Annotated in this window: 8 protein-coding genes; 3 read left to right on the forward strand and 5 right to left on the reverse strand. The window is 29.0% G+C overall.

Annotated features, from left to right (window positions below):
* Positions 1–95: 95 nt before the first annotated feature.
* Positions 96–2,825, reverse strand: coding sequence for a valine--tRNA ligase (locus tag ABM4_RS05950; protein ID WP_016358778.1), 2,730 nt, complete (start codon positions 2,823–2,825; stop codon positions 96–98).
* A gap of 327 nt (positions 2,826–3,152) precedes the next feature.
* Here ABM4_RS05950 and ABM4_RS05955 point away from each other — a divergent pair, with 327 nt between their 5' ends.
* The 3 genes from ABM4_RS05955 (at position 3,153) to ABM4_RS05965 (ending at position 8,057) form a co-directional block, all read left to right on the forward strand.
* Positions 3,153–3,509, forward strand: a complete 357-nt coding sequence (locus ABM4_RS05955; RefSeq protein WP_016358779.1) for a hypothetical protein — start codon at positions 3,153–3,155, stop codon at positions 3,507–3,509.
* Between the two features lie 70 nt (positions 3,510–3,579).
* Positions 3,580–5,238, forward strand: a complete 1,659-nt coding sequence (gene pheT, locus ABM4_RS05960; RefSeq protein WP_016358780.1) for a phenylalanine--tRNA ligase subunit beta — start codon at positions 3,580–3,582, stop codon at positions 5,236–5,238.
* Positions 5,239–6,146: 908 nt separating this feature from the next.
* Positions 6,147–8,057 carry a right-handed parallel beta-helix repeat-containing protein gene (locus tag ABM4_RS05965; RefSeq protein WP_016358781.1) on the forward strand — a complete coding sequence of 637 codons (1,911 nt, stop codon included), beginning with the start codon at positions 6,147–6,149 and terminating at the stop codon, positions 8,055–8,057.
* 603 nt (positions 8,058–8,660) lie between these two features.
* On the opposite strand, the gene ABM4_RS05970 is transcribed toward ABM4_RS05965, so the two are convergent.
* The 4 genes from ABM4_RS05970 to mch form a co-directional block, all read right to left on the reverse strand.
* Entirely contained in the window at positions 8,661–10,463 is a 1,803-nt protein-coding gene (locus ABM4_RS05970; RefSeq protein ID WP_016358782.1) for a right-handed parallel beta-helix repeat-containing protein, read from the reverse strand.
* A gap of 782 nt (positions 10,464–11,245) precedes the next feature.
* The gene (locus ABM4_RS05975) at positions 11,246–11,971 is read right to left on the reverse strand and encodes an epoxyqueuosine reductase (RefSeq protein ID WP_016358783.1); all 726 of its coding nucleotides are present in this window, start codon (positions 11,969–11,971) and stop codon (positions 11,246–11,248) included.
* A 125-nt stretch (positions 11,972–12,096) separates the two neighbouring features.
* A complete protein-coding gene (locus ABM4_RS05980; RefSeq protein WP_016358784.1) occupies positions 12,097–12,507 on the reverse strand; it encodes a secondary thiamine-phosphate synthase enzyme YjbQ in 411 nt (136 codons plus the stop codon).
* A gap of 450 nt (positions 12,508–12,957) precedes the next feature.
* Complete coding sequence (gene mch, locus ABM4_RS05985; RefSeq protein ID WP_016358785.1) at positions 12,958–13,926, reverse strand: methenyltetrahydromethanopterin cyclohydrolase; 969 nt, start codon at positions 13,924–13,926, stop codon at positions 12,958–12,960.
* Positions 13,927–14,037: the final 111 nt, after the last annotated feature.

Below are 14,037 nucleotides of genomic sequence, written 5' to 3' on the forward strand. Positions count from 1 at the left end.
AATTTTAAAATAAATATCTCAGAAATATTAATAAAAAAAAGATAATATAAAAAATAATCCTAAAAAAAATAAAAATAGAGAGGTTATTAAATTAACTATCTGATAACTTCCAATATAACATCTAAGTCTTCGGATTGGAATATATCTACCTTTTCACCAGTAGAACCTACAACCTCTGTTTTTAAATTTAAGAAATCCTCACTAACTTCCAAATCATCAATGGTAAGTTTTGAATTTTCTTCTAATTCTTTTGCAATCTCTTCAGCTGTATGGGATTTAATATATCCTATAATTTTACCTGCATCTTTTCTAAATGTAGGTCCGATTTTACTCATATCAGGTTCTACTTCAACAACAATTTCATGTACATCTGGTTTTCCGGTTTGTACATCTAAATTATTAATTTTTAAGGTACCTTTAATGTCCCCTGCAAACTCATCAAATACTTCTTTTAATTCACCATTTGTATAAACGTTAACAGCAGATAAAGGAGCATTTAATGCTATTTTATTAGAGGATTTAAACCTTCTAACCTCGTCAATTAAAAGTACAGCAAGATCACCATTGTCCCTTAACTCATCCCTATCAAATTCCTCTTCCACTTCAGGCCAAGAAGTACAATGGATACTTCCTTTATTAAAGTGTTGGAATACTTCCTCTGTAAAGAATGGGGTAATTGGAGCAAGTAGTTTTAAAGTGTTTTCCACCACATATCTAAGGGTGTATTTTGCTGCAATTCTTGATTCGTCTGAGATGTCATCATTGTATAACCTGTATTTTACAGATTCAATGTATTCATCACAGAAATCATGCCATACAAATTGTTCGATGGTGGTTATGGTTTTTGCATATTCAAAGTCCTCAAATGCCTTATCAACAATTTGATTAACCTTATTAAACTTAGCTAAAATCCACATATCAGATGGATTTAAATTTTGTTTTATTTCACCATCATTGGATAGATCATCATCGGAGAATATATGCATACTAATGAATCTAAATGCATTCCAGAATTTTCTAAGGAACTTATAACCATGTTTGATATCCTTCCATGCAAATGCTACATCGGAACCTGGAAGACTGTTTGCCGCCCATGTCCTTAACGGATCTGCACCATATTCATCGATGACATCCTCTGGACCAATAACATTTCCACGGGACTTACTCATTTTATATCCGTCTTCACCGAATACCATACCATTAATTACAATATCACTCCATGGCTTTTTACCTGTTAATGCCAAACATCTTAAAATGGTATAAAATGTCCATGTACGAATAATATCATGTCCTTGAGGACGTATGGTTGCCGGAAAATCATTAACATATGACGGATCAGGCCATCCCGCAATAGAAAGTGGTGAAATTGAACTGTCCATCCAGGTGTCCAATACATCAGTTTCACCAATGAACTCTTCACATCCACATTCACAAGGATGGTTTGGTTTGTCCACAGTTGGATCAATTGGCAATTGATCCTCATCAGGTAAGATGATTTTACCACAGTTTTTACAATACCAGACAGGTATAGGTGTTGCAAATAATCTTTGTCTTGAGATACACCAATCCCATTCCATTGAATCCGCCCAATTTAAGAGTCTTGATTCCATATGTTTTGGAACCCAATTAATCTCATTAGATGCTTCTTTAACCTGGTCAATTAGTTTTCTAACAGCAATAAACCATTGTTTTTTAACAAGAATTTCAATAGGGGTTTTACATCTCCAACAGGTTCCAACATTTTGTTCAAGGTCTTCTTGTTTTACAAGATATCCCTCATCTTTTAAATCCCTAATTGTAGCTTCTTTAGCATCGGCCAAGGTCATGCCTTCATATCTACCTGCTGCGGAAGTCATAGTACCTTGTTCTGTAATAGCTTCAATTATTTCAAGATCGTATTTATTAACCCAAGCTACATCGGTTTTATCCCCAAAGGTACAAACCATTACTGCACCTGTACCAAATTCAGGATCCACTTCCTCATCTGCAATAATTTTAACTTTTTGAGAGGTTAAAGGTACCTCCACATATTTACCTAAAAGATGATTGTATCTTTCATCATCAGGATGAATTACAACAGCTACACAAGCAGACATTAATTCAGGTCTTGAGGTTGCGATTAAAATTCCATCTTCCTTAGGGTCGGAATTTCTACCATCAGGCCTTATATAAGAATTATCCTCTGGAAATTCACTTACGCCAGACAAATCTGCAGGTGGAAAATTAACATAATTCAAATGAGATTGATTATCGGTATATTCAACCTCTGCAAATGCAATAGCTGTTTCACATCTAGGACACCAATATACAGGATGAATACCCCTATAGATCAATCCTTGTTCATACATTTTTAGGAAGGAATATTGAGTTCTCTTTCTGTATTCCGGAGTCATTGTAATAAATTCCCTAGACCAGTCTTGTGAGAAACCAACTGATAACATCTGTTTCTTCATAAGGGCAATGTTTTCAGTAGTTAAATCAATACACATATCCCTAAATTCGGCTCTTGAAACATCATTTTTCTTAATGTTATGGATTTCTTCAACTTTTACCTCGGTAGGGAGTCCATGACAATCCCAGCCTTGAGGGAATAGTACATCATAACCTTTCTGTCTTCTGTATCTTGCATCCATATCCATATAAACCCAGTTTAAAACATGCCCTAAATGGATTTTACCTGTTGGATATGGTGGGGGAGTATCAATAATATATCTTGGTCTTGTTCCATCACCAATATATTTATAGATCTCATCGTCTTGCCATTTCTCTTGCCATAATTTCTCTTTCTTATGGTCATAATCTTTTGGTATATCTTCGGCTGCCATATTTTCACAACGAATTCTTGTATAAAAATTAAGTAAATATCAATTATAAATTTAAAAAAACTAATAATTTTCTAAAATATTCATACCATAATAAATTCTAAAAACTAAGTATATAATAATATATATTTTATTTTAAAAATAAAGTTTTTTAAGAATTTTTAAAAGCAAGAAAACTAAAAATTTTTCAATCTGATTATTTTAAAAAAATTATATTTTATAATATTATATTATTATTAATAATAGATAAATATTTAATTAATATAATTAATAAAATACATTATTATAATTTAATAAATTGATTTTTAAAAAACTAATGGAGAAAGAGTTATGGAACTATTATGGTTTTATATTGCAATCGTATTAGCCATAAGTGATATTGTCCATGGACAACTTACTTGGAACATATTTAATGATTTCTATATCCTATTTGGAGGGATACTTCATATAAGTACTAAAAGTAATGTCAAGGCATGGCTGATTCATGAATTCTTAGAAGCGGTATTCCACTTCATTATACTGTCACTTGTATTCTTAAATATTGAAATTGGATTTTTAGCCGCATTAATACATTTAACAATAGATTTAACCCATTCCATATTTATTAGAAATATGTCAACAATTGAACACAGGGCAATGCACTTTGTAATAGAATCATTATTTTTCATAATAATCTTCGGATTCTAAATTTATTAATTAAATTTATTTAAAATTTAATATTACTAATTATTTTTTAAAAAAAGTTTGGAGATATATAATGCCAGTTATTACATTTGAATATCAAGATTTAAAAGACTTAGGAATTGATATCGAAAAAGATAAACTTATTAACACATTACCAATGATGGGAAGCGACATTGAAGACTATAACGATAAAGAAATTAAGGTTGAATTCTTCCCAAACCGTCCGGATAATTTATCTATTGAAGGTGTTGCAAGATCACTTAAAGGTTTTTTATCAATGGAAACTGGACTTCCAAAATACGAAGTTGAACCATCAGGGGAAAAGGTCTTTATATCTAAGGAAGTGGAAAATATTAGACCTTACATTGCATTTGCAAAGATAGAAAATGTAGATTTTACAGGAAATAAAATCAAATATATCATGGATTTCCAGGAAAACCTTCACTGGGTAATTGGCCGTGACAGAAAAAAAGTTGCAATTGGTATTCATAATGCGGATGTAGTATCTGGAGACTTCCATTACATTGCAACAGAAAAGGATGAACATCCATTCATACCCCTTGAAATGGATAAAGAATATACACCTGCAGAAATCCTAGAAGAAAATGAAAAAGGTAAAAAATATGCACATCTTCTTGAAGGATTTGACAAATACCCAATGATTACAGACAATGAAGGTAAAATTTTATCCATGCCACCAATTATAAATGGAAATCTTACAAGATTAGAAGAGGATACACATACAATCATTGTAGATATAACAGGAACAGATAAAAAAGCAGTAGAACAATCATTAAACATAATTTGTTGTTCATTTGCAGAGGTTGGCGGAAAAATAAAGAGTATGGAAATGGTTTATGAGGATAAAACAATCACAACCCCCGATCTAACTCCAAGGGAAAAAACAGTGCATGTGGATTATACAAATCAACTTATTGGTGGAACTAACCTTAATGCAGAAGATGTGAAAAGGTTACTTGAGAAAGCTAGATTTGATGCTGAGATATTAAATGAAAATGAGTTAAATGTTAAGATTCCCCCATTTAGGATAGATATCTTACATGAAGTGGACATTATTGAAAATGTTGCAATACAATATTGTATTAAAAAGATCCCTAGTAAACTACCGGATATAAGCACTATTGCATATGAGCATGATTGGTTTAAAGCGGAAAAAACCATCCGTGAACTTATGGTAGGACTCGGATTTACCGAGATTATGAGTTTAATGTTAACCTCAGAGGAATCCCACTACAAAAAAATGTTACAGGAAGAAAAGGAACATGTTCAAGTTGCAAAACCAATTAGTGTTGAAGGAACAATGATAAGAACCAGTCTTCTCAATACATTACTTGAGTTTTTAGAAGATAACAAAGCCGAGGATTTACCTCAGAAAATATTTGAAATTGGAGATGTCCTATATTTAGATGATTCAACCCAGTTTAACACAAGATCCGGTAAAAAGTTAGCGGCAGCTGTATGTCATTCAAATGCTAATTTTACTGAAATTAAATCTATTATGACATCCGTCCTTTCAAATTTAGGTTATACAATGGAAATTTCCTCATCAGAAAATCCTAGTTTCATTAAGGGAAGAGTTTCAGATGTTAAAGGAAGTTCAAAAAATGGTAACATTAAAGGAGTCTTTGGTGAAATATCTCCGGAAGTAATTACAAACTTCGATTTAGAATATCCTGTAATTGCATTTGAGATTGAATTTTTAAAAGATTAATCAATCTCTTCTTTTTTTCACATTTTAATAATATTTAAAAAAAATTACTTATTTTATACTGTCTTACAAATAGAAACGTGGCCAGAATCTCATTTTTACATCAAATATAAAATCAAATAATGAACCCCTATTTTAAAAAAATATCTGAATCCATTAAGATTTTTATTGAAATAATTCAATTATCAAGATCATGATTTAAGGATTAAAATGTTATTTAAAACTTATCATAAATCTCATCTTAAATTCATAGACAATATGCACAGAACTACACAACCCAGAAACCCCAAAACTAACCTTAAACAAAAAAATAAAAAACAAAAATTTTAAAAACCGTAGACAATATGCACAGAACTACACAACCCAGAAACCCCAAAACTAACCTTAAACAAAAAATAAAAAACAAAAATTTTAAAAACCGTAGACAATATGCACAGAACTACACAACCCAGAAACCCCAAAACTAACCTTAAACAAAAAATAAAAAACAGTAATCCTTAAAATCAAGATTATGAAAAATAAATAAATATTTATAAAAAAATAGTGCAAATCCATAATATTTCCTATAATAAATATATAATTTCAATAGTTTGTTTAAGAAAAATTTTCAAAAAATCATGTTTTGACTTGTAAAAACAATAAAGTTATATACAAACATAAAGTTATATTACAATGTTAAGTGCAATTCGAGTAATAAAATTTTATAAGAAAATTTCTTAAAATACTTTCTTATAAAGTTAAAGGATTATAAGACGAAATTTATTAATAAAAATTAAAATTTATTAATTATTTCATTTATTAAAAGATAAATGATTAGATAACACTAAAAAAAATAATATCTAATAGACTTTTAATTTACTCAATTCCATTTAATGATTAATTTTTAATATTTTTACAAAGAGGTTTAAAATATGAATAATAAGAAACTAATCTTTTCAGTTTTAATATTATTTGTAATTTTAACACTTGGATGTGTAAGTGCAGCACCTGATAATGGTACTAGTGACAGTTCAGTTCAAACCGTATCAGTTGATGATGCTAATGAGGTAACATCAGACAATGTAGATACTGATGTTAATTCTGCAACTAATAATACTAAAGATGTTGTATCAGATCCAAGTACTGTTCAAATTACAAAGGACATGGATAATAGTGCTATCCAAACTGCAATTGATGGCGCAAATGATGGCGACACTATAAACTTTGAAAATTCAACATACACCAATATTAATTTAGTTGTTAATAAATCACTTAACCTAATTGGTAATGGTGCAACCTTAACAGGTACTCCTGCTTCAGGTAATAGATGGAATGGTATAATGATGATCTTAAACTGTAGCAACACAAATGTCACAGGATTTAATTTCATCTGTGAAGGCGTTACAGGACCTGTAATGATGAATACTCCATCTACATTAACAGTTATAAATACAACCAATACCCTTATTGAAAACAATACTGTAACTGGTGGAAGATTCGGTATTGCCATAAGCAGTAACTTCAATGCACCTAATTACGATGCGATTGTAAGAAACAATATTGCATATAATGCATTAGATGCAGGAATCCAATCCTTTGGTTCAGCACGTACATTAATTACAAACAACACTGTTATAAACTCAAGTAACCATGGTATTGATGTAAGACATGGAACTGGACCTAATTGTACTGTTGTTAACAATACCGTAATTGGTGGAAAAGAAGGTATTTATATAATGCATTCTACAGGTCATACTGTTGAAAACAACACTATTATAAACACTACAATCAGCGGTATAACTGGATATGGTGCTTCTAATACTGTATTTGATTACAACAACATTAGTGGTAGTAGAATTGGATACTTACTTGCAAGTGGATACAGTAACATCACTATCGGTAACCACAATACATATAATTTAGACTTCGTTCCTATGACCCCTACTTTCACTTACCAAATCGTAACAAGTGACAGTACACTTCCAAGTTATGGAACCTATACTGATTCCTCATATACTGCAACTGAAACCAATATACAAGCAAAAAACGTAACTAGAAGATATGAAAGTACTGAAAATAGTACATTTACTGCTAAACTCTGGCATGATGCTATTAACTACCCAATCCCAGACCAAACATTATATGTAACCATTGATGGTGTAACCTATGTAAATGTAACTGACGATAGTGGTGCTGTAAATATAGATATAAGCAACCTTACTATCGGTACACACTCCGTATATGTTTCCTACAATGGAACTGACTACGGTGCATCTAACTGGACAGGTTACATCAATGTAATTGGTGAAGAAGGATACACAGTCACTGTATCTGATGTTAATATGACCTATAAAGATGGTAGTAAAGTTGTTTTAAAACTTACTAAAGACGGTGTAGCTTGTGCTAATGAAACTGTAACAATAACTGTTTGTGGTAAAACCTATACAAGAATTACCGATGAAAACGGAACTGCTACATTAAATATTAATTTATACCCTAGAACTTACACAGTTACTGGAGCTTATAAAGGAATAACTGCTCAAAGTACTGTAACTGTAAACAAAGGTACTGTAAAATACACATCCATAACTACTAATGTTAAACGTGGAAATAATTTCAGCTTTACTGTATTAGACAGTAAAAACAAAGTTGTTTCTGGCCAAAAAGTTAAAATTACTGTTTGTGGTAAAACTTACTACAAAACTACTGATTCAAAGGGTAAAGTTTACCTTAAAATTAATTTAAACCCAAGAACATACAAAATTACCTACAGTTTAGTAAACAACAATCTTTACTCCAACGGTAAAGTTACAAAAAGTACTAACTTAGTAGTTAGAAAATAAATTATAAAGATAGGATATTCACTTTTCTTAAGTGAATATTCTTTTACTTTTTAAAAATCAAACACACTTATTTTAAATTATTTTTATTAAAATTAACTTAATTCAGAAAAAACAAGACCCTTTTTTATAAAAACTAAAGATTGAAGTTAATTCAAATATAAAAAAAGAGAAAAACCATTTTTTTATAAAATCAAAAAATCTGATTGATTTTAACAATTTTAAAAAAAGAAGGATTATTTTTTATAAAACTAAAAAATCTGATTGATTTTAACAATTTAAAGACTATTTATAAGACTAAAATTAAAATTAATTTAAGCCATTTAATATAGAAAGACTTCCTTAATAAAATATTGACTCATTTTGAAAAAAATTATGAAAGTTAAATCTTTTATTTAATTTAATATAAACTACTTTTAAAAAAAAAGAATGTCTCTTAGATATTCAACTAATTAAAATAAATAAGACCATAAAAATAAGATTAATTTATTTTTAAACATTCAATAGAAGGCAATAGTTTAGAGGAAATCAAAAAAAGCATTTTAATCTAAAAATTAAATAAAAAAAGAAAAAAATAAATTTAATCAATTAAATTATAGATTTAATTTAATCGAAATCATCATCATTATTTCTACGTTTGTATCCTACAACAAACAATAATACAAGAGCAACTATTGCAGCAACAGCAAGCCATTGCCTATTTTGAGCAGCAGATCCTGCAGATGTTTTCTGAGTTGCAATTTCATATGCCTTACCATTATCAGCAGATCCGGAACTTGATGAGGAACTACCTGCACCATTATCTCCAGATTGTCCACTACCACCATTAGATACACCAGAACTTTCACCAGACATGATTCCAGTACCATTTAAATTGGAATTAGTTCCAGAACCAGAACCCTGTCCATTTCCTGAACCGGTACCTGTTTGATTACTAGTACCTGTACCCTGATTATTTGAATTTGATGGATTATTAGAATTATTAGGATTATTAGGATTAGTGTTTGATTGGTCGTCTTTTTTGGTATTTGTTGAATCAGTGTTTTCACTTGATTTTTTAACAATTACAGTAGTAGTACTTGAGCCTGATTTAACAGTAATCTCTGAACCATCATCAACATCGGCATCAATCACAGCCTTACCGTCTACATATGATGCCTTACCGTAACTTTGACCATTGATTGAAACATCATCCATATCAAAGTCACCGGCAGTAACAACATTACCGTTATCATCATATAATAAACCATAAACCTGATTACCTTTTTTAGAAAATCCTAATGACAGATGTTTAATCTTCTCCCAATTTAACTCACCACCCATCAACATTGGACAAAGGTGAGCTTTAGCTTGCTCTCCATCATTGGTAATATAATAATTTGCGCCTAATGTAAATACCGGTTGGGTCATTGTGTTTTTGGCATCAAATTGAGAATTAAATCCTATTGTATTATATCCGATATATATTCTAATTCCTGCAGATTTATAATCATCACCAAATAGGATACCATTACCAGTATTTCCAGATCCATCATCATAAACTGAGGAATATTTTGCTCCGGTAATAGTATTTTCACGTATAACATCATTATGAGAGTGTGAATTGATGAGAATGTTATTTGCATTATCTTGAATATGATTATGAATGAAGTTACAGTTAGATGTACTTCCCTCCATATCTAAACCCGCTCTACCATTAGAAAGCATATCATTATAAGTTAGGTTTAACTTATCAGCATTATGGATGTATACTCCATCTCTTGTATTTTTACTAATATTATTATTTTTAACAATAGTATCTTTAGTATCGTATAAATCAAGACCATTTCTTCCGGAATTCATAATCTTATTACCTGTTAAATTAGATCCAGTAGAATTCTCAATCAATACTCCACCTTCCCTTCCACCGTTGATAGTGTTATTTCGAATATTAATATTATTAGCGCCATTTACTATTATCTGATAATCAGCATTACCATTTAATGTGAAACCTCTAAGCAAACATCCGGAGCTACTATTGGTAAAATAAAATCCGAAACTATTTCCCAAACCTAAAGATTTAGCTTTAGTTGATAGTTGACTATTAGTATTTAATACACTATTGGAATCACTTATAATATTCAATTTCTTATCAACAACTACTGAGAAATTATTATAATTTTTACTGGTGAAATTAATTGTATCACCACTTTTAGCCCCATCAAAGACCTTTTGTATTTCCTCAGTATTTAAACTAGAATTAACATTATAAGTATTTGAGGAAGAACTTAATCCTACCTCGGTTGAATTTGTATTATCTGTTGCAGATACAGATGTAATTAAAGCAAAACACAAAATAATTACCAATATGAAAAGAATTACTTTCCCATGCTGATAATTTTTTGTGGATTTTTCTTTAGTTAAATCCATATAAATCAACATCAATATTTTAATTAAAATTCTTCATAATTAATTTAAAATTAAATTTACATATTAAAATAAAAATAAACTAACGATATTTAAATATTAATTATTAAACATGAATTTAAATTATATAATTAAAAAATAATATGTTTAAACATTAATTAAATAAATATAACTTAATTTAAAGCCAAATTAAATAAATAAACCATTTTTAAATTAATTAGCTAAAATCAAATTTTAATTACTATTTTATTATATGTAACAAACAATATATAAATCTTATTTTAAAAAATTAACAAAGTTATAATTTAATTTGAACAAAGATTTGATAATTTAATTATAAAATAAAATGATTTTTATAAAAAAAATTAAACATAGTATAATATTTAAAACAAAAGGAAAATAAAACCATATACATAAAATGTTAAACGAGAATATGATATTCAAACAAATATAAGTTATGAAATGAAAAACCAATGAAAAATGCCAGATAAACGAATTTAATAGTAAAACATTTAATTAAAACAATAAATAAACATAAATCATATTTAAAAACCGTGTTTAATAATAAACTATAAAATTAAAGATAGAACAAACACCAATAAAAAAACAATGAAAATAATGGAGATTAAATAAATATTAGAAATTTAAAATAGATTCAAATATAAATCAAATACCTAAATAACATAAGATATAACTATAAAACAAAGAAATCAATATTAAAAGATACAAAAAAGATAAAATAAAAATAAAAAACTAGTTAAAATAGAAATAAATAAAAATAATGACTATAATACCTTCCTTAGATATTTCTGAGTATGTGGACATGCAGCAATGCATCTGCCACATATGGTATCCTCCCTTCCAAGAACTTCCATACATTGTTTTTTAGCTGCTTCCATACATTTCCCATAATCAAAGAAATCTTCTCTTTTAAGTCGTGGACTCCAGGTAATTCCAGAAACTGCACCACCAGGACATATATTTCTACATTCAGTACACATACCACATAATGAAGCTGTAACCGGATGTGCATACTCCAAAGGAGCATCAGTTAAAACAGTAGATAAACGTAAAGCTGAACCAAACTCGTTTGTTATAAATGCATCACATTTACCAATCCACCCCAGACCTGCTTTTGTCCCTACAGTTTTATGGGGTATAGTATTATCACAACCATTATTAAAAATAAAATCGTTACATGTTCTATCAAAGGTTTGAGCATAAGCATTATAATTTTTAGATTTAAGAAAAGCCTCCACATCCTTACCTATTGAATCCAACTCATCATTTATCTTAGAATAATGATTATAATACTCAAGTGAAGGTCCATCCAAAAGAGTTTTAACAATATTGGCATCAAGATTAATTAAAAAACAAATACCTGACTTAACCTTAAAACCCAAATCCTCACCATTAATATTACTTACACCCATGTCATTTAAATCTGCAAAACCCACCTGTTTTGCACCTTTAGATAGAATAAATTTCTTTAGATCATTAGAAAGAGACATAAAAAACTAACCCTTTATTACATTATAAAATCATTAAAAAACAATTATTTTTTTAAATTAATTAGAAATATTTTGTATTTTCTAAAATTTAAATCTTTACAATAAACAAATAATTAAAATAAAGGCTAATCCCCCATTATAGTTAAATCAACTTGACGTCTAGAACGAGGACCATCAAGTTCAATGAAGAAAACAGATTGCCATCTTCCTAAATCCAAACTACCTTCATATATTGGAATTATTTCTGATGGACCTAAGAATAGGGATCTTAAATGTGAACCTGCATTGTGATCTATCATATCATGACTATACCTATTTCCATCAGGAATTAAATCATATAGGATATTAAAAATATCTGTTTGAAGGCCCTTCTCATTCTCATTAATTATTATTGCAGAGGTAGTATGTTTTGTAAAAACATTAATGATTCCTGAATAAATCTGTGATTTTTTAATCTTTTCATTAATATATGGCGTAATATCAACTATTTGAAATCGATTAATCGAATTTATGTATAATCTATCTTTTACAATCATAATAACACCTCATAATCCATGATATTAATAATATAAATTAATCTCTATTAAAAATCATATAAAATTTTTATGAATATTATAAAATTATTAGATTATTGGAAAAAACTAGTAAATAACTACTTAGATTAAAAAACAGAACAAAAAACAATCAATCAAAATAAAAAAAACAAAACACACCAAAATTAAAAAAACAGAACAAAAAACAATCAATCAAAATAAAAAAAACAAAACACACCAAAATTAAAAAAACAGAACAAAAAACAATCAATCAAAATAAAAAAAACAAAACACACCAAAATTAAAAAAACAGAACAAAAAACAATCAATCAAAATAAAAAAAACAAAACACACCAAAATTAAAAAAACAGAACAAAAAACAATCAATCAAAATAAAAAAAACAAAACACACCAAAATTAAAAAAAATAGAATAGTAAAAATTACTAATCTATTTAGTTATCTACACCAAATGATTTTTTAAGTAAATCTGCATTTACAAATCCTTCTTTGTAAACTTTACCAGTAGTGAAATCATTGATTACTACTTCAGCAGGTGCAAACATTCCTTTATCGATTTTGTAGAAGTCAAATCCAGCAGCTTTAAAAGTATCATAGAATGGTTCACCATATCCGTCAGCCGCAGATGAAGGTACTTGTTTAGCAAGAGCTTCAATATCATCTCCTTCTTCAGATTCAAGATAATAATAAGTTCTTCCACCAAATAATACTGCATCATTAGTTCTTCCCATAGCTTTTAGGCCGTCTGGAGTTACAGGTGCAATAGGTGCAATACCTGCAGCATGTTTAATTTTAGTTACATCGAATCCGAGGAATTCTAACATTTTGTATACACCGTTTTCAACTACCCTTCCTGCAATTTGGATAGATCCAACAAATGAGGAGGTAGGTGCAACAAGTAAATATACATTTTCTACATCAACATTACACTCATCAGCAACATATTGTGCTACATCCTCACCAGGTAAAACATCAGATTCTAAAGTTAAAATAGCTAAATCAGCATCATCTTTGTAACCAATTGCATCAAATGTTTCTTTAGGATTTAAAGATAATGCTCTTGCAGGTCCTGAACCTAATGCAAAGAAATCTCCTACTGAAACAGACCAACCTGCTTCTTGTGCACCTAATGTTGAAATAGCTGGATAATCAGTTTTAACCTTGACTGAAGGAAGTGCGAATTTTTCAGACAAATCTCCAGGAATAGAAATACCTACATCAGCAAGTCCACCAAGACATACCTCAGTATATAATTGTCCTGCTTTTAAACTTCCCTCAACATTTACTCCACAATCGATAACAGTAGCTCCATTGCTTAATTTAGAAACAGCAATTTTTAAAGCATCTGCATCATCAATCATTTTATCGACTACTTTTTTAGCTTCTACATTTACACTTACCATATTTAAACCTCAGAATAAATATTTTAAATTATTATTAAACTTATATAAAATTAACATATTGGAAATAATTTAACATAAGCTAAGTATTAATAGTATATTTATTAAATTATT

The organism is Methanobrevibacter sp. AbM4 (assembly GCF_000404165.1).
In the GTDB taxonomy this organism is placed as follows: domain Archaea; phylum Methanobacteriota; class Methanobacteria; order Methanobacteriales; family Methanobacteriaceae; genus Methanarmilla; species Methanarmilla boviskoreani.

Excerpts from the sequence above, each read along its gene's own strand:
- ABM4_RS05975 (WP_016358783.1), bottom strand. The coding sequence starts at position 11,971 with ATGTCTCTTTCTAATGATCTAAAGAAATTTATTCTATCTAAAGGTGCA.
- ABM4_RS05980 (WP_016358784.1), bottom strand. The coding sequence starts at position 12,507 with ATGATTGTAAAAGATAGATTATACATAAATTCGATTAATCGATTTCAA.
- mch (WP_016358785.1), bottom strand. The coding sequence starts at position 13,926 with ATGGTAAGTGTAAATGTAGAAGCTAAAAAAGTAGTCGATAAAATGATT.
- ABM4_RS05955 (WP_016358779.1), top strand. The coding sequence starts at position 3,153 with ATGGAACTATTATGGTTTTATATTGCAATCGTATTAGCCATAAGTGAT.
- ABM4_RS05970 (WP_016358782.1), bottom strand. The coding sequence starts at position 10,463 with ATGGATTTAACTAAAGAAAAATCCACAAAAAATTATCAGCATGGGAAA.
- ABM4_RS05950 (WP_016358778.1), bottom strand. The coding sequence starts at position 2,825 with ATGGCAGCCGAAGATATACCAAAAGATTATGACCATAAGAAAGAGAAA.
- ABM4_RS05965 (WP_016358781.1), top strand. The coding sequence starts at position 6,147 with ATGAATAATAAGAAACTAATCTTTTCAGTTTTAATATTATTTGTAATT.
- pheT (WP_016358780.1), top strand. The coding sequence starts at position 3,580 with ATGCCAGTTATTACATTTGAATATCAAGATTTAAAAGACTTAGGAATT.